The following is a 25,122-nucleotide window of genomic DNA, read 5'->3' as shown; positions in this document are numbered from 1 at the left end:
GCGAACGGGCCTGGCCTGCTGATCTCTATGGCTGAGCCGGCCTCTTCGCGGGCATGCCCGCTCCCACAGGTTTCGTGGTTGGCTCGCAAGGGCATTCCAATCCCGCCATCCTTGTAGGGCGATCCCTACAACAAATCTTCCATCCGGATGATGGCATTCTCTCAGTACCCCCGATTTTCGGGCGCTTGCGTCTCTTCTACTCTTTTGCCTACGCAGTCATCCAACAAGAAGGTGCAGGCATGAGCGAGGCGAAGTCGAACGCTGCAACCGGCGAAACGCTGGTCAGCTTCCGTGGTGTGCAGAAGAGCTACGACGGCGAGTCGCTGATCGTCAAAGACCTCAACCTGGATATCCGCAAGGGCGAGTTCCTCACCCTGCTTGGCCCGTCCGGCTCGGGCAAGACTACCAGCCTGATGATGCTGGCGGGCTTCGAGACCCCCACCGCCGGTGAAATCCAGCTTGGCGGCCGCTCGATCAACAACGTGCCGCCGCACAAGCGTGATATCGGCATGGTGTTCCAGAACTACGCGCTGTTTCCGCACATGACCGTGGCTGAGAACCTGGCCTTTCCGCTGACCGTGCGCAACCTGAGCAAGACCGACATCAGCGAGCGGGTCAAACGCGTGCTGAACATGGTCCAGCTCGACGCTTTCGCCAAACGCTACCCCGGCCAGCTGTCTGGCGGCCAGCAGCAGCGTGTGGCGCTGGCCCGGGCATTGGTGTTCGAGCCACAACTGGTACTGATGGACGAGCCACTTGGCGCGCTGGACAAGCAGCTGCGCGAACACATGCAGATGGAGATCAAGCACATTCACCAGCGCCTGGGTGTGACCGTGGTGTACGTGACCCACGACCAGGGCGAAGCGCTGACCATGTCCGACCGCGTGGCGGTGTTCCACCAAGGCGAAATCCAGCAGATCGCCGACCCGCGCACGCTGTACGAAGAGCCCTGCAACACCTTCGTCGCCAACTTCATCGGCGAGAACAACCGCATTAGCGGCACCCTGCTGGCCAGCGATGGCAAACGTTGCCAGGTGCAGTTGCCTCGCGGTGAGCGGGTCGAGGCGCTGGCGGTGAATGTCGGCCAGGCCGGCGAGCCGGTGACCCTGTCGATACGCCCGGAGCGCGTGCGTCTGAACGGCCACAGTGAAAGCTGCGTGAACCGGTTCTCTGGCCGGGTGGCCGAATTCATTTACCTGGGCGACCACGTGCGGGTGCGTCTGGAGGTTTGCGGCAAAGGCGACTTCTTCGTGAAGCAGCCTATTGCCGAGCTCGACCCGGCGTTGGCCGTGGGCGATGTGGTACCGCTGGGCTGGGAGGTGGAGCACGCCCGCGCGCTCGATCCGATTGCCGAAGCCCATTGATGGATTGCTTCACCAACCCTGTACTGTGGAGAGAATAATAATGCGCAAGCAGTTGAAACTGACCGCCCTGGCTTTGGGGCTGTTCACCGCTGGCCAGGCCATGGCCGCAGACCTCACCGTGATCTCGTTCGGGGGCGCCAACAAGGCTGCCCAGGTCAAAGCGTTCTACGAACCCTGGGAAAAAGCGGGTAATGGCAAGATTGTCGCGGGTGAGTACAACGGCGAAATGGCCAAGGTCAAGGCGATGGTCGACACCAAGAGTGTGTCGTGGAACCTGGTAGAGGTTGAGTCGCCAGAGCTGGCGCGCGGCTGCGACGAGGGCATGTTCGAAGAGCTCGACCCAGCCCTGTTCGGCAATGAGGCCGACTACGTGCCTGGTGCCATTCAGCCTTGCGGCGTGGGCTTCTTCGTCTGGTCCACGGTCATGGCCTACAACGCCGACAAGCTCAAGACCGCCCCCACCAGCTGGGCCGATTTCTGGGACACCAAGCAGTTCCCGGGCAAGCGCGGCCTGCGCAAGGGCGCCAAGTACACAATGGAATTTGCACTGATGGCCGACGGCGTTGCGCCCAAGGACGTCTACAAAGTGCTCGCAACCAAGGAAGGCCAGGACCGCGCCTTCAAGAAACTCGACGAACTCAAGCCCAGCATCCAGTGGTGGGAAGCGGGTGCACAGCCACCGCAGTTCCTGGCCTCTGGCGACGTGGTCATGAGCTCTGCCTACAACGGCCGTATTGCCGCTGTGCAGAAAGAGAGCAACCTCAAGGTGGTGTGGAACGGCGGCATCTACGACTTCGATGCGTGGGCAATTCCTAAAGGCGCCAAAAACGTCGAAGAGGCGAAGAAGTTCATCGCCTACAGCGTCAAGCCCGAGCAGCAGAAGATCTACTCCGAAAACATCGCCTATGGCCCGGCCAACTCCAAGGCCGTGAGCCTGCTGTCGGACGACGTGAAGAAAGACATGCCGACCACGCCTGAGAACATTGCCAACCAGGTGCAGATCGACGTGGCGTTCTGGGCCGACAACAGCGAGCAGCTGGAGCAACGCTTCAACGCCTGGGCGGCGAAGAAGTAAACGTCCAGTGTGTGGGGCCGCAAAGCGGCCCCCAATTCAGCCTGTATTGCGGAGTTCGCCATGGCCATTGCAGTGCCCCTCAACGAAGGCGCAGGTTCAAGTCTCAAGCAGCGCCTCAAACACGCCGAGCGGGTCAACCGCTGGAAGGCGCAGGCGTTGATCGCGCCGCTGGCGCTGTTTCTTCTGCTGGTGTTCCTGGTGCCGATTGCGGCGCTGCTGTACAAGAGCGTCGGCAACCCTGAAGTGGTCGGCGGCCTGCCGCGCACGGTGGAAGTCATCAGCCAGTGGGATGGCAAAAGCCTGCCAGGCGAGGACGTTTACAAGGCGCTGAGCCAGGATTTGGCCGAGTCGCGCAAGAACCAGACACTTGGTGACCTTTCCAAACGCTTGAACATGGAACTGGCCGGTTACCGCAGCTTGTTGACCAAGACTGCCCGTGCGCTGCCCTTCAAGGCTGAGCCTGCCTCTTATAAGGATGCGTTGCAGGCTGTCGACGAGCGTTGGGGCGACCCGGCTTATTGGCAGGCGATCCGCCGCAATACCAGTTCGGTGACTTCTTTCTACCTGTTGGCCTCGGTGGACCATCGCATCGATGACCTGGGTGAGCTGGCCAAGGCCACCCCGGACCAGGCCATTTACCTGGACATTTTTGTCCGTACCCTGTGGATGGGGGTGGTGATTACCACTATCTGCCTGGTACTGGCCTACCCACTGGCCTACTTGTTGGCCAACCTGCCGACCCGGCAGAGCAACCTGCTGATGATTCTGGTGCTGTTGCCTTTCTGGACATCGATCCTGGTGCGGGTGGCGGCCTGGATCGTGCTGCTGCAGTCGGGCGGGCTGATCAACAGCGCGCTGATGGCCATGGGCATCATCGACCAGCCGCTGGAGCTGGTGTTCAACCGCACAGGCGTCTACATCTCGATGGTGCACATCCTGCTGCCGTTCATGATCCTGCCGCTGTACAGCGTGATGAAGGGTATTTCCCCGAGCTACATGCGTGCGGCGATCTCGCTGGGCTGCCACCCGTTCGCCAGTTTCTGGCGGGTGTACTTCCCGCAGACTTACGCCGGTGTTGGCGCCGGTTGCCTGCTGGTGTTCATCCTTGCCATCGGTTACTACATCACCCCGGCGCTGCTGGGTAGTCCGAACGACCAGATGGTCAGCTACTTCGTCGCCTTCTACACCAACACCAGCATCAACTGGGGCATGGCCACCGCACTGGGCGGGCTGTTGCTGCTGGCGACCGTGCTGTTGTACCTGATCTATAGCTGGCTGGTCGGCGCCAGCCGTCTGCGCCTGAGCTGAGGAGCCTGTCATGCTGAGCCCATACATGTCGCCCGTGGAGCGGGTCTGGTTCTACAGCCTGCGTATTCTCTGCGGCTTGATCCTGCTGTTTCTGATCTTGCCAGTGCTGGTGATCGTGCCGCTGTCGTTCAACAGTGGCAGCTTCCTGGTGTACCCGCTGCAGGGCTTCTCGCTGCAGTGGTATCAGGACTTCTTCGGCTCGGCCGAATGGATGCGGGCGTTGAAAAACAGCATCATCGTTGCCCCAGCGGCCACGGTGCTGGCCATGGTGTTCGGCACGTTGGCGGCCATCGGCCTGACCCGTGGCGATTTCCCCGGCAAGTCGCTGGTGATGGCGCTGGTGATCTCGCCCATGGTGGTGCCGGTAGTGATCATCGGAGTGGCCAGTTACCTGTTCTTCGCCCCTCTGGGCATGGGCAACAGTTTCACCTCGCTGATTCTGGTGCATGCGGTACTGGGTGTGCCGTTCGTCATCATTACCGTGTCGGCGACGCTACAGGGGTTCAACTACAATCTGGTGCGTGCGGCGGCCAGCCTGGGAGCCTCGCCTCTGCTGGCTTTCCGCCGGGTGACCCTGCCGCTGATCGCGCCCGGTGTCATCTCGGGCGCCCTGTTTGCCTTTGCCACCTCGTTTGACGAGGTGGTGGTGACGCTGTTCCTCGCCGGACCGGAACAGGCAACTCTGCCGCGGCAGATGTTCAGTGGTATTCGCGAGAACCTGAGCCCGACCATTGCCGCGGCGGCGACCTTGCTGATTGCGTTCTCGGTGTTGTTGCTGCTGACCCTGGAATGGTTGCGTGGGCGTAGTGAGAAGCTGAGGACTCAACAGCCGGCTTGATGATGGGTTGCCTGTGCCGGCCTCTTCGCGGCTAAAGTCGCGGAGGCCGGCACAAGTTGCGCTGGTCGACAGCAATTGATACCAATCAGCCTTCATCGCTTTCCCTGAGTTACAATGCGCGCCACCGTGACTCTGCCAACAGGTGCGCCATGCAGCCCTACGCTATTGCCCCCTCCATTCTCTCTGCCGATTTTGCCCGCCTGGGTGAGGACGTCGACAAGGTATTGGCTGCGGGTGCAGACATCGTCCACTTCGATGTCATGGACAATCACTATGTCCCCAACCTGACCATCGGTCCGATGGTTTGCACCGCTCTGCGCAAGTACGGCGTTACTGCGCCGATCGACGTGCACCTGATGGTCAGCCCGGTTGACCGCATCATTGGCGACTTTATCGAAGCGGGTGCCACCTACATCACCTTCCACCCTGAAGCCACGCAGCACATCGACCGTTCGCTTCAGCTGATCAAGGATGGTGGTTGCAAGGCCGGCCTGGTGTTCAACCCGGCCACCAGCCTGGACGCCCTGAAGTATGTGATGGACAAGATCGACATGGTGCTGCTGATGAGCGTCAACCCAGGCTTTGGCGGGCAGAAGTTCATCCCCGGCACCCTCGACAAGCTGCGCGAAGCGCGTGCGCTGATCGACGCCAGTGGCCGTGATATCCGTCTGGAGATCGATGGTGGCGTGAACGTCAACAACATCCGCGAGATCGCTGCCGCTGGCGCCGACACTTTCGTGGCCGGCTCGGCGATCTTCAACGCCCCGGACTACCAGGAAGTGATCGCCAAGATGCGCGCCGAACTGGCCCTGGCCCGCCCATGAGTGGCTTCGAGCAGCTGTTCCCGGGGACGCTGCCAAGGCTGGTAATGTTCGATCTGGACGGTACCCTGATCGATTCCGTGCCTGACCTGGCCGCCGCCGTGGACCGCATGCTGCTCGAACTGGGGCGCCCGCCTGCTGGCCTTGAGGCAGTGCGCCAATGGGTTGGCAACGGCGCCCAGGTACTGGTGCGCCGCGCGTTGGCGGGCGGCATCGACCATGCCGACGTGGACGATGCGCTGGCAGAACAGGCGCTGGCGCTGTTCATGGACGCTTATGCCGAAAGCCATGAACTTACCGTGGTTTATCCTGGCGTGCGCGACACCCTGCGCTGGCTGCGCAAGCAGGGCGTGGAGATGGCGCTGATTACCAACAAGCCTGAGCGCTTTGTTGGCCCGCTGCTGGACCAGATGAAGATCGGTAATTTCTTCCGCTGGATCATTGGTGGCGACACCCTGCCGCAGAAAAAGCCCGACCCGGCGGCGTTGCTGTTCGTCATGCAGATGGCCGGTGTTACCCCGCAGCAGTCCCTGTTTGTCGGTGATTCGCGCAGTGACGTGCAGGCGGCGAAGGCGGCTGGCGTGCAATGCGTGGGCCTGACCTACGGCTATAACCATGGCCGGCCGATCGACGACGAATCCCCCAGCCTGGTAATCGACGACCTGCGCGCATTGCTGCCCGGTTGCGCAGACCCGGCCACTGGGATAACGTTGGCGGACCTTCAAGCCTCACAAGACAGAGAGTCCACCGTGGCGGTTACTGGCAAATTCTGGATGAAAGTCATCAAGGCCTTGGCCCGTTGGCGTTGGCGCGCCTGACTTCAGCCTGCCGGCGTGTGCCGGCCCGTCCGTTTGCCTGACCTATTGCTGCTTGCCACGAGACTACTCATGAACCGCGAAGAATTCCTGCGCCTGGCCGCTGCCGGCTACAACCGTATTCCCTTGGCCTGTGAAACCTTGGCCGACTTCGACACGCCGCTGTCGATCTACCTGAAAATGGCTGACCAGCCCAACTCGTACCTGCTCGAATCGGTGCAGGGCGGCGAGAAGTGGGGCCGTTACTCGATGATCGGCTTGCCATCGCGCACCGTGATGCGTGTGCATGGCTACCATGTCAGCATCCTGCACGATGGCGTCGAGGTGGAAAGCTGCGAGGTCGAAGACCCGCTGGCATTCGTTGAAACCTTCAAGGACCGCTACAAAGTTGCCGATATCCCCGGCCTGCCGCGTTTCAATGGCGGCCTGGTTGGCTACTTTGGCTACGACTGCGTGCGTTATGTAGAAAAGCGCCTGGGCGCCAGCCCCAACCCGGACCCGCTGGGCGTACCGGATATCCTGCTGATGGTGTCCGACGCGGTGGTGGTGTTCGACAACCTGGCGGGCAAGATGCACGCCATCGTGTTGGTCGACCCCGCTGAAGATCAAGCCTTCGAACAGGGCCAGGCACGTCTGCAAGGCTTGCTGGAAACCTTGCGCCAGCCAATCACCCCGCGCCGCGGCCTGGACCTGAGCGGCCCGCAGGCGGCCGAGCCGGCGTTCCGCTCCAGCTACACCCGCGAGGATTACGAAAACGCCGTCGGTCGTATCAAGGAATACATCCTGGCCGGGGACTGTATGCAGGTGGTGCCGTCGCAGCGCATGTCGATCGACTTCAAGGCTGCGCCTATCGACCTGTACCGCGCGCTACGCTGCTTCAACCCGACGCCGTACATGTACTTCTTCAACTTCGGTGACTTCCATGTGGTCGGCAGCTCGCCCGAAGTGCTGGTACGTGTCGAGGACAACCTGGTCACCGTGCGCCCGATTGCCGGTACTCGCCCGCGTGGTGCGACCGAAGAGGCCGATCGTGCGCTGGAAGACGACCTGCTGTCGGACGACAAGGAAATTGCCGAGCACCTGATGCTGATCGATCTGGGCCGCAACGATGTCGGCCGTGTGTCTTCGACCGGCAGTGTGCGCCTGACCGAGAAGATGGTGATCGAGCGTTACTCCAACGTGATGCACATTGTTTCCAACGTTACCGGCCAGCTGCGGGAAGGCCTGACGGCGATGGATGCACTGCGGGCGATTCTGCCGGCTGGCACCTTGTCGGGTGCGCCCAAGATCCGCGCGATGGAGATCATCGACGAGCTGGAACCGGTCAAGCGTGGGGTTTACGGCGGAGCTGTCGGCTATTTTGCCTGGAACGGTAACATGGATACCGCAATTGCCATTCGTACTGCGGTGATCAAGGATGGCGAGCTGCATGTGCAGGCCGGTGGCGGCATCGTTGCCGACTCGGTGCCGGCGCTGGAATGGGAAGAAACCATCAACAAGCGCCGGGCGATGTTCCGTGCGGTGGCGTTGGCCGAGCAGACTTCCGCCAGATAAATTGATGGGGGCTGCTGCGCAGCCCATTCGCAGGTAAACCCGCTCCTACAAGGTTGTGTAGGAGCGGGTTCACCCGCGAATGGGCCGCAAAGCGGCCCCCAGCAATTCAAAAGTCCACGCTAACCCCCACGCTAACGCCCTGCTGCGTCAACTCATCACTCTTGCGCCAATTGTAGTTCCCGCGCAAATGCACCCCTGCCACCAGTTCATGGCTCACACCCAGGCTCGCCCGGGTCAGGTCGCTGTGCGGCGTATACCCGGTCAGGGTGAAATCATTCGCTGGCAAGCTGGTCAGGTGCATTGTCACATCCTGCTGGTCGTCCTCGAACTCATGCTCCTGCGCCACCTCGGCAAAAAGCCGGGTATTTGGCTGTACCTGCACACTGCCCAACAGCCCCACGCCCAGGCGACGTGACGTGCGCTCCTGGTCATCGAAGCCAAGCGCCGTCGAGCGCCCGCTCTTCTCTTCGTAGCCATCCACCTTCACCCGCGCATAGTCGGCACTGATGAAAGGTGCCAACTGCCAGTTGCTGGTGTCGGCCGCCAGGTTGTAGCCCAGCCGCCCGGACATTGCCCAGGCCTCGCCGTCGGTGTCGCCTTTTTCACTGCGGTCATTCACGCCCAGGGCGAAGGTACGCTTGAGGTCGCTGTAGTCCAGGTGTCCGGCGGTCAGCGCCGCGTCGGCCCACCAGCGGTCCTGACGGTATTGGGCGAAGGCGCTGGCCATATAGCTGTTCAGCTTGTAGTCCGAATCCTGTTCGCCAGCTTCCAGCTTCTGGCGGTACGCACCGCCGGCCATGCCCAGGCGCCAGGCGTCGTTCAGGCGATAGCTGCCGCCCACGGTCAGGTTGTAGCCGCGGCCGTCACCGCTGGCCGCGCTGCGCTGGCCGTCGAAGTCCAGGTCCTGAGCGCCACTGGCGACAAAGGCTTGCCATTGGCCAACGGCTTGCCAAGGCGTCTGCCACTGATTGCGCAACTCATCCTGATGAGCCCGCAGGCTGGCGTGGGCCATTTCCGGTAGCAGGGTCAGTTCCCAGGGGGCTGCGAGGATCGAGTAGGCGTAATCGGCAATCAGCTGCTGACCCGCGATAGTCGGGTGGACCGAGTCGTTGAACAGCAGTTTGGTCGGGTCTGGCGTTGTGCCGTTGATCCCGTACACCGGGTTTTCCACGCAGCTATCGCCGCTGTAGCAGGTGCCGACCAGGTTTTGGTCGCTGGCCAGGCCGAACTGACTGGGGCTGGACAGCGCCTCGTTCAACAGCACAGGGATGTTCAGTGGGATGATCTGGGCATCGATCTGCCCTAGCTGGCTGATCAGTGACTGGTTGAACGCAGCGGAGAGCAGTGACAGTGGGTTTTGCTGTGGCGTGCCGCTGAAATTGGGCGTTTGGCCGAGGTCAGGTAGCAGCCAGACCATGATGTAGCGCGCGCCTCCTTGCTGAAGGGCTTGGGCACTGGCAGCCAGGCGGGCGCCGGCGGCTACGGCGTCGGCCGGGCTATTCACCAGGCCCTGCAGGAAGTCGTTACCGCCACCTGTCAGGTAATACAAGGCATTTGGGTCGGCGCGCAGGCCGTTGGCCAGGTAGCCGGGGCGCTCGCGCAGCACCAACCCGGCATTGGGGTTTCCTGGCGGGATGACGGTCTCGGACGTTGTCGTGATCGAGTCCAGGATCTGTTGGGTGGTGTACCCGCCAACTGCCCAGTTATTACCATCGGGCTGGATGCCTATGGATGTCGACGGGTTCAGGTCGCCAGGCGCGACGCCCAGCCGGCCACCGAGGATCATCGGTGACACTGGGGCGAAGTTGCCGTCGGCATCGCGGTTGGTGAAGCGCGCGCCTGGGGTACCGCCGCCCAGGTCGGGAAACTGCCCTGCATCGGCGAGGCTGTCGCCAAACACGATGAGGGTTGAATAGGGCGAAGGGCCGGCCAACGCCTGGCTACAGGCCAAGGCCAGTGAAGCGAGGGTAAAGCGCAATAACGGGGCTTTTCGCATCAGGGAACATCCTTTTCTTTGTTTTTATCAGGACAACCCCATCGACCTTAGCAAATCGTAGTGCTTCGCTCCCAAGTCCATTCGTTTCCCCGTGTTTACAGGCATATTGCGCCCGTCGCCCCGGTAGGCTACTGTGCCGGGACGTATGAGCGAGACCTATCCTGTGTTGATCGTCAGCAAACTCTTGATGCGCGTAATCAAGGCCCACGCCCGTTGGCGTTGGCGCGCCTGACTTTATCTCCTGCCGGCCCGCCCGGCCCGCCCCCGTTTGCCTTCTCGTTTACCGCCCGTTGTGGCAAAGCCGCGCCTGTGGCTGGTGCAGGAAGGTTCGAATCATGAAGTCAGTAGATTCAAGAGGTTTAACACCATGTTACTGATGATCGACAATTACGACTCATTCACTTACAACGTCGTTCAGTACCTTGGCGAGCTGGGTGCCGAGGTCAAGGTCATTCGCAATGACGAATTGACCATCGCCCAGATCGAGGCCCTCAACCCTGAGCGCATCGTCGTATCCCCGGGCCCGTGCACCCCAAGCGAGGCGGGCGTGTCCATCGAGGCCATCCTGCATTTCGCCGGGAAGTTGCCAATCCTCGGCGTATGCCTGGGCCACCAGTCAATCGGGCAGGCCTTTGGCGGTGACGTTGTACGTGCACGCCAGGTCATGCACGGGAAGACCAGCCCGGTATATCACCGCGACCTGGGCGTGTTCGCCAGCCTTAACAACCCGCTGACCGTGACCCGTTACCACTCGCTGGTGGTAAAGCGTGAAACCTTGCCCGACTGCCTGGAAGTGACCGCCTGGACCTCCCATGCCGACGGTTCGGTCGATGAGATCATGGGCCTGCGCCACAAGACGCTGAATATCGAAGGGGTGCAATTCCACCCTGAGTCGATCCTGACCGAGCAGGGCCACGAACTGTTCGCCAACTTCCTCAAGCAGACCGGCGGCCGCCGTTAAGGATCGAACATGGATATCAAGAGTGCGTTGAGCCGTATCGTCGGCCAGTTGGACCTTACTACCGAAGAAATGCGCGAGGTCATGCGCCAGATCATGACCGGTCAGTGCAGCGAGGCGCAGATAGGCGCTTTCCTGATGGGCATGCGCATGAAAAGCGAAAGCATCGACGAAATCGTCGGTGCGGTGTCGGTGATGCGTGAGCTGGCCGAAAAGGTCGAGCTGCAAAGCCTCGATGGTGTCGTCGATATTGTCGGGACCGGTGGTGATGGCGCCAACATCTTCAACGTGTCCACCGCTTCGTCCTTCGTCCTGGCGGCGGCGGGTTGCCCGGTGGCCAAACATGGTAACCGCGCAGTATCGGGCAAGAGCGGCAGTGCCGACCTGCTGGAAGCTGCCGGCATCTACCTGAACCTGACGCCGACTCAAGTGGCACGCTGCATCGACAGCCTGGGCATCGGCTTCATGTTCGCGCAAAGTCACCACTCGGCCATGAAACATGCCGCTGGCCCACGTCGAGAACTGGGGTTGCGCACCTTGTTCAATATGCTCGGCCCGCTTACGAATCCGGCCGGAGTGAAGCACCAGGTGGTCGGTGTGTTCGCGCAAACCCTTTGCCGCCCGCTGGCTGAGGTACTGCAGCGCCTGGGGAGCAAGCATGTGCTGGTCGTGCACTCGAAGGATGGTCTGGACGAGTTCAGCCTGGCTGCACCCACCTTCGTTGCCGAACTGAAAAACGGCGAAATCACTGAATATTGGGTAGAGCCGGAAGACCTCGGCATGAAGAGCCAGAGCCTTCATGGCCTGGCTGTCGAGAGCCCTCAGGCTTCGCTGGAGTTGATCCGCGATGCGCTGGGCCGGCGCAAGACCGAGAACGGTCAGAAGGCCGCCGAGATGATCGTGCTTAATGCTGGCGCGGCGCTGTATGCGGCTGACCATGCCATGAGCCTGAAAGCCGGTGTAGAACTGGCCCATGATGTACTGCACACCGGCTTAGCCTGGGAAAAGCTGCAGGAATTGGGTGCCTTTACTGCAGTATTCAAGGTGGAGAACGAAGCATGAGTGTGCCGACGGTGCTGGAAAGGATCATTGCCCGCAAGTTTCAGGAAGTGGCCGAGCGCAGTGCGCGCGTCAGCCTCGCCGAACTGGAGGGCCTGGCCAAGGCCGCTGACGCCCCGCGAGGCTTCGCCAACGCGCTGATCGAGCAGGCCAAGCGCAAGCAGCCAGCGGTGATTGCCGAAATCAAGAAAGCGTCGCCAAGCAAGGGCGTGATCCGCGAGCACTTCGTGCCAGCGGAAATCGCGGTCAGCTACGAGAAGGGCGGGGCCACCTGCCTGTCGGTGTTGACCGATGTCGATTATTTCCAGGGTGCCGATGAGTACTTGCAGCAGGCCCGCGCGGCGGTTTCGCTGCCGGTGATCCGCAAGGACTTCATGGTCGACCCTTACCAGATCGTCGAAGCCCGGGCCCTGGGCGCAGATTGCGTACTGCTGATCGTGTCGGCGCTGGATGACGTGAAGATGGCTGAACTGGCGGCCACCGCCAAGGACGTCGGCCTCGACGTGCTGGTAGAAGTGCACGATGGCGATGAACTGGAGCGCGCGCTTAAAACCCTGGATACACCGCTGGTTGGGGTGAACAACCGCAACCTGCACACCTTCGAGGTCAGCCTGGAAACCACCCTTGACCTGCTGCCGCGCATTCCGCGTGACCGTCTGGCGATTACCGAAAGCGGTATTCTCAACCGGGCCGATGTGGAGCTGATGGCAATCAACGAGGTTTACTCGTTCCTGGTGGGAGAGGCGTTCATGCGCGCCGAGCAGCCTGGCCTGGAATTACAGCGGCTGTTTTTCCCCGAGCAGGTGAAGAAGACTGTTCAGCAACTGGACTGATCAAATGAAGCCGGCGTTTTTGCCGGCTTTTTTGTACCTGTAATGGCCGCGTCGCGGGCAAGCCCGCCCCTACACGGGGACGCGCCCTGTTGTAGGCGCGGGTTTACCCGCGAAGAGGCCCTTGAAATCAACATCATAGGTGGATCAATGACCGATCAACCCCTGGCCCTGAGCGTCGAACAAGGCCTGCACGCCGAGCAGGAACTGCTGGCCGCCGTCTGCCGCGGCGAACGCGAGAATGGTGTGCTGTTCTGGCGCCCCACCGACCACGCGCTGGTTATGCCTCGGCGCATGAGTCGGCTGGGCAACTTCGAGGTCGCCTGCGCGGAATTGGCTATTGCTGGCTGGCCGGTGCTGCTGCGAGAAACTGGCGGTGAGCCGGTGCCTCAGTCGCATTCGACGGTGAACGTTGCACTGGTCTACGCCGCGCCGCGCAGTGAAGGCGACCACGGCCGTATCGAAAATGCCTACGAGCGCCTGTGTCTGCCGCTGTGCGACGTGCTGCGCGAGTGGGGCGGGGTAGCGTCAGTCGGGGAAATCGACGGGGCCTTCTGCGATGGCCGCTACAACGTCAACCTCAATGGCCGCAAACTGGTGGGTACCGCCCAGCGCTGGCGTCAGGGCCTGGGTGGCAAGCGCCCTGTGGTGCTGGTGCACGGTGCGCTGCTGCTGGACAACGAGCGTGAGTCGATGGTGGCGGCGGTCAACCGCTTCAACGAGTGCTGTGAGCTGGAGCAACGCTGTCGCGCCGAAGCGCACATCGCCTTGCACGAAGTGGCGCCGGCAGCGCCCTGGTTCGAGCGCCTTTCGCAGGCCTACGCCAAGGTGCTGGCCGAGTTGCCCAAGGACTAGCGGGTACCGTATACCACCATGGTCTTGCCCTTGACCTGCACCAGGCTGCGTTCCTCGAGGTCCTTGAGAACGCGGCCGACCATTTCCCGAGAGCAACCGACGATTCGGCCGATTTCCTGACGGGTAATCTTGATTTGCATGCCATCGGGGTGGGTCATGGCGTCGGGCTGCTTGCACAGTTCCAGCAGGCAACGGGCAACTCGCCCGGTCACGTCGAAAAATGCCAAATCGCCAACCTTGCGCGTAGTGTTGCGCAGGCGCTGGGCCATTTGACTGCCCAGGGCGTAGAGGATTTCAGGGTCCTGGCGCGCCAGTTCGCGAAACTTTTCGTAGCTGATTTCGGCCACTTCGCATTCGGTCTTGGCGCGTACCCAGGCACTGCGCTGCTGCTCGCCATCAACGGGCTCGAACAGGCCTAACTCGCCAAAGAAATCGCCATTGTTGAGGTAGGCGATGATCATTTCATGGCCGTCGTCGTCCTCGATGATGATGGTTACCGAACCCTTGATGATGAACGACAGTGTCTCGGCCCGGTCGCCGGCGCAGATGATGTTGCTTTTGGCGGTGTAGCGGCGGCGCTGGCAATGCACCAGCAGTTTGTCGATGTTCTTGATCTTGGCGGGTAGGGCAGAGGCGACCATCACGAAATCCTGTTCGATACGAGGCATAGGCTTTTTATAGAGGCTGGCTGGCGGAAAGCGCCAGTCATTTGGCGCCAGCTTATCAGACACTACGGTATGTTTCGGTAGTAAACCGACACGTCACGTACTTTTCCCACAGCCGCACAAGGTCTAAGCTGACACCCTTTTCCGAAAATCAGGAGTCCAGGTAGATGAAGGCACGTATCCAGTGGGCCGGTGAGGCGATGTTCCTCGGCGAATCGGGGAGCGGCCATGTCGTCGTGATGGATGGCCCGCCCGAGGCCGGTGGCCGCAACCTGGGTGTGCGCCCGATGGAAATGCTGCTGTTGGGCCTGGGTGGCTGCAGCAGCTTTGACGTGGTCAGCATCCTGAAGAAGTCGCGCCAGGCGGTGGAAAGCTGCGAGGCATTTCTGGAGGCAGAGCGCGCCAGCGAAGACCCGAAGGTGTTCACCAAGATTCACATGAACTTCGTGGTGAAGGGGCGTGGGCTGAAAGAGGCGCAGGTCAAGCGGGCGGTGGAGCTGTCGGCGGAAAAGTATTGCTCGGCTTCGATCATGCTCGAGCGTGCCGGGGTTGAGATTACCCATGGGTATGAAATCGTAGAGCTGGGTTAAGGCTGAGATTCCGGGGCCGCTTTGCAGCCCTTGTGGAAGCGGGTGAGCCCGCTCCCACCTGCGGCCTGGGCGAGCTTCAGTCGCGCAGGGCCGGAAGGGCCATCCGCAACCATTGCGGAAGACTGCTTCTTAGCGCCTGGCTCAACCGTTCCCGGCGCTTTTGGTAAACCAGGCCAAGCCAGATAACCCCCAGCCCGATCATGGTTAGCACCACCGGGAACAGCAACGACTGGGCAAACACCTCGTACGACAGATATCCCAGATAAGCCGCCACCCCCAGCGCACCAAACACCATGAACACCGGCCGACGCAGCAGCACCGCCATGCCCATCAGCGCAATGTTGATCAGGCAGTACATGGCCTTGCCCAACTCACTGCCGCTGTCCAGCAGCGTCAACCCGCCCCAGAATGCTGCCAGCCCGGCGAGGTAACCCCAACGGGCGTAGTCCTCACGCGTGCGGCCGTCTATCACGAGGAAAACCACCAGCAAGCCCAGCCCAAACCAAAGGGATACGTGGCGACGCTGCTCCCAACTGAACGGTGAGCCGAAGAACCACTCGCTAAGGTCCATCGACATGAACCACAAGGCCACGGCCATTGGCATGACGACGAACGGGTAGGGGATCAGCCGAAGCATTAGCAGCCCGGCAAGCACCGTGGCTGCTTCCATCGCCAGCCAGCCGCCTTGCACGTAGGTGTAGTATTGGTGGTAGTCAGCCTGCGCATCGTCCAGTGGCCACCAGCCGAGCATGCGTTCGATAGCGAATACCGCCAGCGGCACGATGCTGATGGCTACTGCTGCCAGCACGCCAGCGGCGACGGGCTGGGCGCGGCGTTGCAGATTGAGGGCGAACAAGGTGATCAGCAGGATATAGAGGCTGGCGATGATCAACAGCGCGCCGTCACCGAGGCTCATCCAGGCCTCGGTGAGCAACCAGCCCATTGCCGCCATGATCAGCATGGCGCCAAAGTAGAAGGCAACATGGGCCAGCTGAAAGCTGCCACGTGGTGCGGGTTGTTGGAGCAGGAATGCCAACAGGCTTTGGTCCTGGCCTGGTTGGAGAATGCCTGCTTGCACGGCGCGCGCCAGGTCCTTGGCGTCGAATCGATCCGTCATGGTGATGCCTTCAGATGCGGTATGTGCTCTTGGTCATGACCTTGGCCAGCAAGCTCATGCCAAAGCGGACGGGGGCCGGGAAGCGATAACCACCGGCTTCCAGTGCAGACTCGGCGTGCTGCTCTTCGTCGATGCGCATCTGCTCGAGAATGGCCCGGGATTTTTCATCTTCGTGCGGGAGCTGCTCCAGGTGCTCGTCGAGGTGCTTGCACACCTGATGTTCGGTAGCGGCGACGAAGCCCAGGCTGACCTTGTCGCTGACCAGCCCGGCCAGTGCGCCGATGCCGAACGACATGCCGTAGAACAGAGGGTTGAGCACGCTAGGGTGGCTGTTCAGCTGGCGAATGCGCTGCTCGCACCAGGCCAGGTGGTCGATTTCTTCCTCAGCGGCATGCTCCATGGCCTTGCGCACTTCGGGCAGCTTGGCGGTCAGGGCCTGGCCTTGGTACAACGCCTGGGCGCAGACTTCACCGGTATGGTTGATGCGCATCAGCCCGGCAATATGGCGGGCCTGTTGCTCGTCCAGGTCAACGTCTGGCTGGACGATGGCCGGCGATGGCCGGGCGGGTTGGCCGCTGAAAGGCAGCAAGGTGCGCATGGCGGTATCGGCCTGCAGCAACAAGCGGTCGAGCGGCGAGTAGTGACGTTCGGTAGCCATCGGGCACCTCCGCAAGAATGTGCCCGACAGTTTACCGCAATAGCGGCGGGGTCGCTTGCCGTGGGTCAGCCCGGTGGCCAGTTCATCTGGCGCTGGCCAAGCACGTGCATATGGATGTGGTAGACGGTCTGGCCGCCCTGCTCGTTGCAGTTCATGACCACGCGGAAACCATCATCGCAGCCAAGTTCCTTGGCCAGGCGCTGGGCGGTGAACAAGATGTGGCCAGCCAGGCCTTTGTCAGCTTCGGTCAGGTCGTTGAGGGTGCGAATGTGCTTTTTCGGAATGACCAGAAAATGCACGGGCGCCTGAGGGGCGATATCGTGGAACGCCAGAACCTGGTCGTCCTCGTAGATGATCTTGGCCGGGATTTCCCGGTTGATGATCCTGGTGAATAAATCGTCCACAGCACTTGCTCCATGGTGAGGGTCGGGCCGAGTGTACTCAGCCGGGCGCCGCTCGCCCAGTGGCTATTCCATGCCGACTGGGCAATAGCGGCGGTGGATGACCCCGGCCAGCTTGCGCACCAGCCAGCGCGGCAGCAGGCGCGGGGCAAACGCCAGCCAGCGGTTGCGCCGGCCAGGCATGATCAGTGCGCGGTTCTTGTCCAGTGCCCGCACGGTGTACAGCGCCACTTCCTCGGGGCTGAGACAGCGCGGCTTGCCATCGAGCCGCGCAATGCGCCGGCGTGCGGAACGTACCGGGCCAGGGCACAGTACAGAGACCTTGATGCCGGTGCGCTTGAGTTCTTCGCGCAGGGCCTGGGAAAAGCTCAGCACATAGGCCTTGCTGGCGGCATAGGCGGCCATCCATGGGCCAGGCGCCACCCCGGCCAGGCCGGCGACGTTGAGAATCTGCCCGCCACCCTGCACAGCCATCAGGTTACCGATGGCGTGGCACAGGCGGCTCAGGGCCAGCACGTTGACTTCCAGCAGATCCTGTTCGTCGGCCCATTCATGGGCCAGGAACGGCCCATAGGTGCGCAAGCCCGCGCAGTTGACCAGCAAATCGATACGCCGCTCACCTTCTTCGAGCTCTAGCACGAAGCCTGAAAGGCGCAACGGCTGGCTGAGGTCGCAGGCGCGGAACAGCACCTCGACACCGAAACGCTGGGTCAGTTCGATGGCGACAGGCTCCAGCGTTTCTCGTTGGCGTGCCACCAGGATCAGGTTGCGCCCGCGCCGTGCCAGCGCTTCCGCCAAGGCCAGGCCCAGGCCGCTGGAAGCACCAGTGATCATGGCGTAACGGGTCATGCAAGGCTCCTGGGGGCGGAAGAGGGCGCCTAGTGTACAACTTGCCCGTGCAAGGTGTTGCCTTTTGCTACAAGGCGCGGGCGCGCAAAACCTGGCAGCGTTCCAGGGCTTGTCGGTACTCGCCATGCAGGCGCTCGATCAAAGCGCTGGCGCTTGGCAGGTCATGGATGGCTCCGACGCCCTGGCCCGCTGACCATACGGTCTTCCAGGCCTTGGCTTCGTCATCGATCGGTTTGAGCTTGCCTTGAACCTGCCCCCCCTTGAGGGTGTTTATGTCGTAGCCGGCCTGCTCCAGGCTCTGGCGCAGGAAGCTGGCGGGGATGCCGGACACCACGGGTGTGTGGATGATGTCGGCGGCATGGGCATCCAGCAGCATCTGTTTGTAGGCGCCCTGAGCCTGGCTTTCTGTGGTGGCGATGAAGCGCGTGCCCATGTACGCCAAGTCCGCCCCCAGCAGTTGTGCGGCCAGGATTTCGTGGCCGTGGTTAATGCAACCTGCCAGCAGCAGGGTCTTGTCGAAGAACTGGCGAATTTCTGCGGCCAGGGCGAACGGGCTCCAGGTGCCGGCATGGCCGCCTGCGCCTGCGGCGACGGCGATAAGGCCATCGACACCCGCTTCGGCGGCTTTTTCGGCATGCCGGCGGGTGGTGACATCGTGGAGCACCAGGCCGCCGTAGCCGTGTACGGCATCGACCACTTCCTTTACTGCCCCCAGGCTGGTGATAACGATTGGTACACGGTGTGCGACGCACAAGGCCAAGTCGGCCTGCAGGCGTGGGTTGGTCGGGTGGACGATCAGGTTGACGGCGTAGGGCGCTGGCGCCTGCAGTTGAGCCAGGCCTGCCTCGATCTCTTCCAGCCAAGCCTTGAAGCCAGCGCTGTCGCGTTGGTTCAGTGCCGGGAAACTGCCAACCACGCCGCTGGCGCAGCAGGCCAGCACCAGTTGGGGGTTGGAGATGAGGAACATCGGCGCGGCAACCACGGGCAGCCGCAGGCGTTGTTCGAGCGATGCAGGTAGCGACATGGCAAGGCTCCTTGAGCGGGTGGCTATGTCAGAACGGTTTCACCACCACCAGAATGACGATACCCAGCAGGATCAGCACGGGCACTTCGTTGAACCAGCGATAGTAGACGTGGCTGCGGGTGTTGGTGCCATTGGCGAAGCGTTTGCGCTGGGCACCGCACACGTGATGGTAGCCGGTCAGCAGGATCACCAGGGTGAGCTTGGCATGCAGCCACCCCTGGCTCAGCCAGCCAGGGGTGAGGTACAGCATCCAGGCGCCAAAAACGTAGGTGGCGATCATCGCCGGATTCATGATGCCGCGGTACAGCTTGCGCTCCATGGTCGCAAAGCGTTCCTGGCTGATGCTGTCCTGGCTCTGGGCGTGGTAGACGAACAGCCTGGGCAGGTAGAACAGGCCGGCGAACCAGCAGACCACGCTGACGATATGCAGCGCTTTGATCCATAGGTAAAGCATGGAGGGAGTTCCTTCAGATAATCACGGTCGTCAGATAGTAGTGGTCAAGCGCCCGAAGGGTCACCCGAAGAGTTGTTACAGGCGCCATGCGCCCCTATTATCGTGCGCTTTCCAGACGGCTCGTTGATAAGGGGCAAGCGTTATGATCAAGGTCGGTATCGTCGGCGGCACGGGTTACACCGGCGTCGAACTGTTGCGTCTGCTGGCACAGCATCCACAGGCCGAAGTGGCGGTCATTACTTCGCGCTCCGAGGCGGGCGTGGCGGTGGCGGACATGTACCCGAACCTGCGCGGCCACTATGACGGGCTGGCGTTCAGCGTGCCGGACAGCAAGGCTCTGGGGGCCTGTGATGTGGTGTTCTTCGCCACCCCGCATGGTGTTGCCCACGCCCTGGCCGGTGAGCTGCTGGCGGCCGGCACCAAGGTGATCGACCTGTCTGCCGACTTCCGCCTGCAGGATGCCGCCGAGTGGGGCAAATGGTATGGCCAGCCCCATGGCGCGCCTGAGCTGCTCAAGGACGCGGTATACGGCCTGCCAGAAGTGAACCGCGAGAAGATCCGCCAGGCGCGCCTGATCGCTGTGCCGGGTTGCTACCCGACTGCCACCCAGCTGGGCTTCCTGCCGCTGCTGGAAGCGGGCCTGGCCGACGCGTCGCGCCTGATCGCCGACTGCAAGTCGGGTGTCAGCGGTGCTGGCCGTGGCGCCGCGGTCGGTTCGCTGTTCTGCGAAGCCGGCGAGAGCATGAAGGCCTATGCAGTCAAGGGGCATCGTCACTTGCCAGAAATCAGCCAGGGTTTGCGCCTGGCCGCAGGCAAGGATATTGGCCTGACGTTCGTGCCGCACCTGACGCCTATGATCCGTGGTATCCACGCCACCCTGTACGCAAACGTGGTCGATACCTCGGTCGACCTGCAGGCGCTGTTCGAGAAACGCTACGCCGATGAACCGTTCGTCGACGTGATGCCAGCAGGCAGCCATCCGGAAACCCGCAGCGTGCGTGGTGCCAACGTCTGCCGCATTGCCGTTCATCGCCCGCAGGGTGGTGACCTGGTGGTGGTGCTGTCGGTGATCGACAACCTGGTCAAGGGCGCCTCCGGCCAGGCGGTGCAGAACCTCAACATCCTGTTCGGGCTGGATGAACGCATGGGCCTGTCCCATGCCGGCTTGCTGCCGTAAGGCCGCCAGCATTGGAAAAGGCCCGCGTCGTGCGGGCCTTTTTGCAGGTCGCGACTAAAGCCGCACAATTCTTGACCGATTTTCTCGGGAAAGCGGATAATGCGCGTCATCGAGTTTTATGGCGGCTACCGCGCCGGGAGAATCAACATGAGCGTCGAAACCTTCACCCCTACCGGTCTGGAATTTACCCACGGGGCAGCCCAGAAGGTGAAGAACCTGGTCAATGAGGAAGGCAATGAGCGTCTGAAGCTGCGAGTGTTCGTTACCGGTGGCGGTTGCTCGGGCTTCCAGTACGGCTTCACCTTCGATGAAGACGTGGCCGAAGATGACACCATTGTCGAGCGCGAGGGCGTTTCCCTGGTGGTCGACCCGATGAGCTTCCAGTACCTGGCGGGTGCCGAGGTGGACTATCAGGAAGGCCTGGAAGGCTCGCGCTTTGTGATCAAGAACCCGAATGCCGCGACCACCTGCGGTTGCGGATCGTCGTTCTCGATCTAAGGGCTGGGCATACGAAAACGCCGCGCAATTGCGCGGCGTTTTGCTTTTTGGCGTAGTGGCTATGCCGGGTAGATCGCGCCCAGTACGCGTAGGCCCTTGGCGGCAGTGACGCTGGGGCGGTTGGCGGCGATACCCTCCAGGCAGCAGTGAGCCAGCCAGGCGAAGGCCATGGCTTCGACCCAGTCCGGGTCTACGCCATAGGCGCCAGTGCTTGCGACACGGGCCGCCGGTAGCAGCTGGCCAAGACGGGCCATCAGCGCGCCGTTGCGGGCGCCCCCACCACAGACCAACAGCGCCTCGGTGCCTTGCTGGGCTTTGCCAAGCGAATCGATGATGCTGCGTGCGGTCAGCTCCAGCAGCGTCGCCTGCACGTCCTGGGCCCGGTATGCCGGCAGTTTGGCCAGGTGGCGATCCAGCCAAGGCAGGTTGAACACCTCGCGGCCGGTACTCTTGGGGCCACTGCCGGCAAAGAACGGGTCAGCCATCAGTGCGCTGAGCAACCCGGGCTGAACCACACCCGAGGCAGCCCAGGCGCCATCTGCATCGTAGGCGTGGCCGTGCTCGCGCTCGATCCAGGCATCCAGCAGCACGTTCCCCGGGCCGCAATCGAACCCATGAACTGGCTTGTCCCGCTCGATCAGGCTGAGGTTGCTGAAACCGCCTACGTTGAGGATTGCCAGGCGTCGGCCAAGCTGGCTGAACAGGGTTTCGTGGAAGGCCGGTACCAGTGGCGCGCCCTGGCCGCCGGCAGCCACATCGCGACGGCGGAAGTCGGCGACCACGCTGATGCCGGTCAGCTCGGCGAGCAGTGCGGGGTTACCGATCTGCACAGTAAAGCCGCGGGACGGTTCATGGCGAATGGTCTGGCCGTGGCTGCCAATAGCGCGAATGGCTTCGGGCTTCAGTCCCTGGCGAGCCAGCAGTTGGCGGATACCTTCGCCGGCCAGGCTGGCCCAGCGGTTTTCCGCCAGTGCGGCACGGGCAATCTCGTCAGTGCCGCTGCTGCATAGGGCCAGCAGGTCCTTGCGCAGGTCCGGGGGCATGGGCAGGTAGTGGGTGGCGAGCAGTTCAAGCTGCTCGCCTTGTTCGATCAGGGCGATATCCAGGCCATCGAGGCTGGTACCGGACATCACCCCCAGGTAGAGCGCCATGGCTTAGCGCTTGTTCGCTGCGAGCAGGGTGGCCTTTTCCTGATCCATGCGGGCAATCAGCGGCTGGCTCTGCTGCAGGAAGCGCTGACGCTCGTTCTTGGCAATCGGGTCAGCCATTGGCACCTTCTGGCTCAGCGGGTCGACGTGCACGCCGTTGACCTGGAACTCGTAGTGCAGGTGTGGGCCGGTGGACAGGCCGGTAGTACCGATGTAGCCAATGATCTGGCCCTGTTTGACCGTACTGCCGGTCTTGATGCCTTTGGCAAAGCCCTGCATGTGGCCATACAGCGTCTTGTAGCGGTTGCCATGCTGAATGATCACGGTATTGCCGTAGCCACCACGGCGCCCGGCCAGTTCGATGCGACCGTCACCGGCTGCCTTGATCGGCGTACCTCGTGGGGCCGCGTAGTCGACGCCTTTGTGGGCGCGGATCTTGTTCAGGATGGGGTGCTTGCGACCGGCGGAAAAGCGCGAGCTGATGCGGGCGAAGTCCACCGGGGTACGGATGAATGCCTTGCGCAGGCTGTTGCCGTCGGCGGTGTAGTAGGTAGTGTTGCCCTGCTTGTTGGTGTAGCGCACGGCAGTGTAGGTTTTGCCGCGGTTGGTGAAGCGCGCAGAGAGGATGTTACCGGTGCCAACGACCTTGCCGTCCATCACCTTCTGTTCGTAGACCACGTCGAACTCGTCGCCTGGGCGAATATCCTGGGCGAAGTCGATGTCGTAACCCAGCACGCGGGCCATGTCCATGGTCATGCTGTGGGACAGGCCGGCGCGCTGGGCGGAAGCTGACAGCGAGCTCTTGATCACGCCGTGGGCATAGGCGGTGCGTATCACCGGCTTGCTGATTTCACGGTTGAATGTGTAGCCCTTGGCGGTTTTGGTCAGGCGAATGGTTTCGAGGTTGCTGACTTTGCTGTGCAGACTGGCCAGCTGGCCATCCTTGTCGAGCTCGAACTGCAAGACCTGGCCGTGCTTGAGCTGGCTGAATTGCTTGGCCTGCTTGTTGCTGGCCAGCAAGTCATGCACAGCATTGGCGGGCAGGCCGACCTTGGCGAACAGGGTGGACAGGGTATCGCCGCGGGCCACGGTGACTTCGCGGTGGCCAGGCTCCTTGGCGGCCTCGGCAACCGGTTCGGCGGCCGGGGCCTGCTGATCGGCCTTCTGTGTTTCGGGTGTAGCCTCTTCGATCTGGGCGAAAGGCGAGCCTTGCTCACCTTCGCTTTGCAGCAGGGGCGCGGCGCGGGATTCGTCTTTCAGCTGCTCGGCAGGGCTTTCGAGCTCGAGGTTGAGGGTAGTTTTCTTGGCTTCCACTTCGCTGGAAGGAAATACCAGCAAAGCCAGGCTGAGCAGGGCGGCGATGCCGCTGGCGGCCAACAGATGGCTCTTCGGATAAAGCGGGGGCGCTTTAGGCGGTTCGTTGGTCATGGGCAAGGTGACTTTGAAAAAGGTGAAATGGAAAAGATGAATGACATGATGAAGATGAAATAACTGTATAAAATATAACCAAATCCATTTTCACGCAAGGGCGCGTAGACGCCGCAAGCCTGTGTTCGGGTCACATTCCTTTGCGAAACTTGTATTTGACGGCCGATCTTGTATGGTTGGCTCCCCCTGAATCTGAGCCTTGCGGGTTTGTCTATGAAGTCGGTTGAAGAGCAGCTGGCGCTTATCAAGCGCGGTGCGGAAGAAGTACTGGTCGAGTCGGAACTGGTGGAGAAGCTCAAGCGCGGCCAACCTCTGCGCATCAAGGCCGGCTTCGACCCGACCGCTCCGGACCTGCACCTGGGTCACACGGTGCTGATCAACAAGCTGCGCCAGTTCCAGGATCTGGGCCACCAGGTCATCTTCCTGATCGGTGACTTCACCGGCATGATCGGCGACCCGAGTGGCAAGAGCGCCACGCGCCCGCCGCTGACCCGCGAACAGGTGCTGGAGAACGCCGAGACGTACAAGCAGCAGGTGTTCAAGATTCTTGACCCGGCCAAGACTGAAGTCGCGTTCAACTCCACGTGGATGGACAAGCTGACCCCTGCCGATTTCATTCGCCTGGCTTCGCAGTACACCGTCGCGCGCATGCTGGAGCGTGATGACTTCGACAAGCGTTACACCACCAATCAGCCGATTGCCATTCACGAGTTCCTCTATCCGCTGGTACAGGGGTACGACTCGGTAGCGCTGAAAGCGGACGTCGAGCTGGGCGGTACCGACCAGAAGTTCAACCTGCTGATGGGGCGTGAGCTGCAGCGGTCTTATGGCCAGGAAGCGCAGAACATCGTGACCATGCCGCTGCTCGAAGGGCTCGACGGCGTGAAGAAGATGTCGAAGTCGCTGGGCAACTATGTCGGCATCCAGGAAGCACCAGGGGTGATGTACAGCAAGCTGGTGTCGATCCCGGATACCCTGATGTGGCGTTACTTCGAGCTGCTGAGCTTCCGTTCGATGGAAGAAATCGAGCAGTTCCGGGCCGATGTTGCCAATGGCGCCAACCCACGTGACATCAAGATCAAGCTGGCGGAAGAAATTGTGGCGCGCTTCCATGGTGAGGAGGCTGCCGCCAATGCTCACCGTGCTGCCGGTAACCGTATGAAGGAAGGCGAGCTGCCGGAAGACTTGCCGGAGATCGAAGTGACTGCGGCGGAAGACCTGCCAATTGCTGCGGTGCTGAACCGGGCTGGGCTGGTCAAGAACTCGGCACAGGCGCGAGACTTGCTGAATGGCGGCGCGGTGAAAGTTGATGGTGCAGTGGTCGACAAGGACTTCATGTTTGTCCTTGGTGCTACCCATGTGTGCCAGGCGGGCAAGAAGTCGTTTGGCCGGGTTACCCTCAAGGCTGAGTGATTGCCTGGATGGTGTAGCTATATAGAAGCGGGGAGGCCGGTAGGCCTCCCCGCTTTGTTTTCAGCAATATTAAGGTTTCCTGAAATTAGAGGTTGACGGGCTTTCGAATCCCCTTATAATGCGCCCCACTTCCAGCGACATCGGAACGAAAAACTCCTTGAGATTCAATGAGTTAAGTAGTGAAGGCAAAAGCTGAAAGGGCTGCGATCAAATGATCGAAAGCGGTT

At 61.7% G+C, this 25,122-nt stretch carries 25 protein-coding genes; 15 read left to right on the top strand and 10 right to left on the bottom strand.

The window, feature by feature from the left end; translation table 11 throughout:
- Positions 1 to 239 precede the first annotated feature (239 nt).
- The 7 genes from ACF8Q6_RS00865 to trpE all read left to right on the top strand — a co-directional run bounded on the left by ACF8Q6_RS00865 (position 240) and on the right by trpE (position 7,775).
- Complete coding sequence (locus ACF8Q6_RS00865; protein WP_003255547.1) at positions 240 to 1,364, top strand: ABC transporter ATP-binding protein; 1,125 nt, start codon at positions 240 to 242, stop codon at positions 1,362 to 1,364.
- Positions 1,365 to 1,404: 40 nt separating this feature from the next.
- Positions 1,405 to 2,439: an ABC transporter substrate-binding protein gene (locus tag ACF8Q6_RS00860; protein WP_004576195.1), complete on the top strand. Its 1,035-nt coding sequence runs from the start codon at positions 1,405 to 1,407 to the stop codon at positions 2,437 to 2,439.
- A 60-nt stretch (positions 2,440 to 2,499) separates the two neighbouring features.
- Entirely contained in the window at positions 2,500 to 3,747 is a 1,248-nt protein-coding gene (locus ACF8Q6_RS00855; protein ID WP_011953311.1) for an ABC transporter permease, read from the top strand.
- Between the two features lie 10 nt (positions 3,748 to 3,757).
- Positions 3,758 to 4,585 (top strand): ABC transporter permease, encoded by an 828-nt coding sequence (locus ACF8Q6_RS00850; RefSeq protein ID WP_003255542.1) that lies wholly within the window; start codon positions 3,758 to 3,760, stop codon positions 4,583 to 4,585.
- Positions 4,586 to 4,734: 149 nt separating this feature from the next.
- On the top strand, positions 4,735 to 5,409 hold the full coding sequence (rpe, locus tag ACF8Q6_RS00845) for a ribulose-phosphate 3-epimerase (RefSeq protein ID WP_003255539.1): 675 nt from the start codon (positions 4,735 to 4,737) through the stop codon (positions 5,407 to 5,409).
- The gene (locus ACF8Q6_RS00840) at positions 5,406 to 6,224 is read left to right on the top strand and encodes a phosphoglycolate phosphatase (RefSeq protein ID WP_004576196.1); all 819 of its coding nucleotides are present in this window, start codon (positions 5,406 to 5,408) and stop codon (positions 6,222 to 6,224) included. The genes rpe and ACF8Q6_RS00840 overlap by 4 nt, the downstream gene beginning before the upstream one ends.
- A gap of 69 nt (positions 6,225 to 6,293) precedes the next feature.
- Positions 6,294 to 7,775 (top strand): anthranilate synthase component I, encoded by a 1,482-nt coding sequence (trpE, locus tag ACF8Q6_RS00835; protein ID WP_392490786.1) that lies wholly within the window; start codon positions 6,294 to 6,296, stop codon positions 7,773 to 7,775.
- A gap of 106 nt (positions 7,776 to 7,881) precedes the next feature.
- On the opposite strand, the gene estP is transcribed toward trpE, so the two are convergent.
- Entirely contained in the window at positions 7,882 to 9,771 is a 1,890-nt protein-coding gene (gene estP, locus ACF8Q6_RS00830; RefSeq protein WP_392490785.1) for an esterase EstP, read from the bottom strand.
- Between the two features lie 367 nt (positions 9,772 to 10,138).
- Between estP and ACF8Q6_RS00825 the strand changes: the two genes are divergently transcribed.
- From ACF8Q6_RS00825 to ACF8Q6_RS00810, 4 genes are all read left to right on the top strand, one after another.
- Entirely contained in the window at positions 10,139 to 10,732 is a 594-nt protein-coding gene (locus ACF8Q6_RS00825) for an aminodeoxychorismate/anthranilate synthase component II (protein ID WP_004574924.1), read from the top strand.
- A gap of 9 nt (positions 10,733 to 10,741) precedes the next feature.
- Positions 10,742 to 11,791: an anthranilate phosphoribosyltransferase gene (trpD, locus tag ACF8Q6_RS00820; RefSeq protein ID WP_014589458.1), complete on the top strand. Its 1,050-nt coding sequence runs from the start codon at positions 10,742 to 10,744 to the stop codon at positions 11,789 to 11,791.
- Entirely contained in the window at positions 11,788 to 12,621 is an 834-nt protein-coding gene (trpC, locus tag ACF8Q6_RS00815) for an indole-3-glycerol phosphate synthase TrpC (RefSeq protein ID WP_003255528.1), read from the top strand. Before trpD ends, trpC begins: the two co-directional genes overlap by 4 nt.
- Before the next feature lie 147 nt (positions 12,622 to 12,768).
- The gene (locus ACF8Q6_RS00810) at positions 12,769 to 13,473 is read left to right on the top strand and encodes a lipoate--protein ligase family protein (RefSeq protein ID WP_088513514.1); all 705 of its coding nucleotides are present in this window, start codon (positions 12,769 to 12,771) and stop codon (positions 13,471 to 13,473) included.
- Here the strand turns inward: ACF8Q6_RS00810 and crp are convergent.
- Positions 13,470 to 14,114: a cAMP-activated global transcriptional regulator CRP gene (gene crp / locus ACF8Q6_RS00805; protein ID WP_180688944.1), complete on the bottom strand. Its 645-nt coding sequence runs from the start codon at positions 14,112 to 14,114 to the stop codon at positions 13,470 to 13,472. The genes ACF8Q6_RS00810 and crp overlap by 4 nt on opposite strands.
- A gap of 191 nt (positions 14,115 to 14,305) precedes the next feature.
- Here crp and ACF8Q6_RS00800 point away from each other — a divergent pair, with 191 nt between their 5' ends.
- Positions 14,306 to 14,728: an OsmC family protein gene (locus ACF8Q6_RS00800; RefSeq protein ID WP_004376171.1), complete on the top strand. Its 423-nt coding sequence runs from the start codon at positions 14,306 to 14,308 to the stop codon at positions 14,726 to 14,728.
- 76 nt (positions 14,729 to 14,804) lie between these two features.
- Here ACF8Q6_RS00800 and ACF8Q6_RS00795 read toward each other — a convergent pair whose 3' ends face one another.
- The 6 genes from ACF8Q6_RS00795 to hemJ form a co-directional block, all read right to left on the bottom strand.
- Positions 14,805 to 15,845, bottom strand: coding sequence for a DUF2157 domain-containing protein (locus ACF8Q6_RS00795; RefSeq protein ID WP_392490784.1), 1,041 nt, complete (start codon positions 15,843 to 15,845; stop codon positions 14,805 to 14,807).
- Between the two features lie 10 nt (positions 15,846 to 15,855).
- Positions 15,856 to 16,503, bottom strand: a complete 648-nt coding sequence (coq7, locus tag ACF8Q6_RS00790; RefSeq protein ID WP_003255520.1) for a 2-polyprenyl-3-methyl-6-methoxy-1,4-benzoquinone monooxygenase — start codon at positions 16,501 to 16,503, stop codon at positions 15,856 to 15,858.
- Between the two features lie 65 nt (positions 16,504 to 16,568).
- Positions 16,569 to 16,907, bottom strand: coding sequence for a histidine triad nucleotide-binding protein (locus ACF8Q6_RS00785; RefSeq protein WP_019750290.1), 339 nt, complete (start codon positions 16,905 to 16,907; stop codon positions 16,569 to 16,571).
- Between the two features lie 63 nt (positions 16,908 to 16,970).
- Positions 16,971 to 17,753 (bottom strand): SDR family NAD(P)-dependent oxidoreductase, encoded by a 783-nt coding sequence (locus tag ACF8Q6_RS00780; protein ID WP_392490783.1) that lies wholly within the window; start codon positions 17,751 to 17,753, stop codon positions 16,971 to 16,973.
- Positions 17,754 to 17,820: 67 nt separating this feature from the next.
- Positions 17,821 to 18,777 carry an NAD(P)H-dependent flavin oxidoreductase gene (locus ACF8Q6_RS00775; RefSeq protein ID WP_392490782.1) on the bottom strand — a complete coding sequence of 319 codons (957 nt, stop codon included), beginning with the start codon at positions 18,775 to 18,777 and terminating at the stop codon, positions 17,821 to 17,823.
- 28 nt (positions 18,778 to 18,805) lie between these two features.
- A complete protein-coding gene (gene hemJ / locus ACF8Q6_RS00770) occupies positions 18,806 to 19,231 on the bottom strand; it encodes a protoporphyrinogen oxidase HemJ (RefSeq protein ID WP_003255513.1) in 426 nt (141 codons plus the stop codon).
- A 142-nt stretch (positions 19,232 to 19,373) separates the two neighbouring features.
- Here hemJ and argC point away from each other — a divergent pair, with 142 nt between their 5' ends.
- Together argC and erpA are read left to right on the top strand one after the other, a co-directional pair.
- Positions 19,374 to 20,408, top strand: a complete 1,035-nt coding sequence (argC, locus tag ACF8Q6_RS00765) for an N-acetyl-gamma-glutamyl-phosphate reductase (RefSeq protein WP_003255512.1) — start codon at positions 19,374 to 19,376, stop codon at positions 20,406 to 20,408.
- Between the two features lie 147 nt (positions 20,409 to 20,555).
- Entirely contained in the window at positions 20,556 to 20,906 is a 351-nt protein-coding gene (erpA, locus tag ACF8Q6_RS00760) for an iron-sulfur cluster insertion protein ErpA (protein ID WP_003255511.1), read from the top strand.
- 59 nt (positions 20,907 to 20,965) lie between these two features.
- On the opposite strand, the gene ACF8Q6_RS00755 is transcribed toward erpA, so the two are convergent.
- Together ACF8Q6_RS00755 and ACF8Q6_RS00750 are read right to left on the bottom strand one after the other, a co-directional pair.
- Entirely contained in the window at positions 20,966 to 22,057 is a 1,092-nt protein-coding gene (locus ACF8Q6_RS00755; RefSeq protein ID WP_392490781.1) for an anhydro-N-acetylmuramic acid kinase, read from the bottom strand.
- 3 nt (positions 22,058 to 22,060) lie between these two features.
- Positions 22,061 to 23,482, bottom strand: a complete 1,422-nt coding sequence (locus tag ACF8Q6_RS00750; protein WP_392490780.1) for a peptidoglycan DD-metalloendopeptidase family protein — start codon at positions 23,480 to 23,482, stop codon at positions 22,061 to 22,063.
- A 213-nt stretch (positions 23,483 to 23,695) separates the two neighbouring features.
- On the opposite strand from ACF8Q6_RS00750, the gene tyrS reads away from it, so the two are divergent.
- Positions 23,696 to 24,895: a tyrosine--tRNA ligase gene (tyrS, locus tag ACF8Q6_RS00745; RefSeq protein ID WP_392490779.1), complete on the top strand. Its 1,200-nt coding sequence runs from the start codon at positions 23,696 to 23,698 to the stop codon at positions 24,893 to 24,895.
- Positions 24,896 to 25,122: the final 227 nt, after the last annotated feature.

The sequence above is a fragment of the Pseudomonas sp. GLN_2 genome, from assembly GCF_043106005.1.
GTDB lineage: Bacteria > Pseudomonadota > Gammaproteobacteria > Pseudomonadales > Pseudomonadaceae > Aquipseudomonas > Aquipseudomonas alloputida.
Note: the sequence above shows the minus strand (reverse complement) of the source record. Positions and strands in the feature narration are given on the sequence as shown.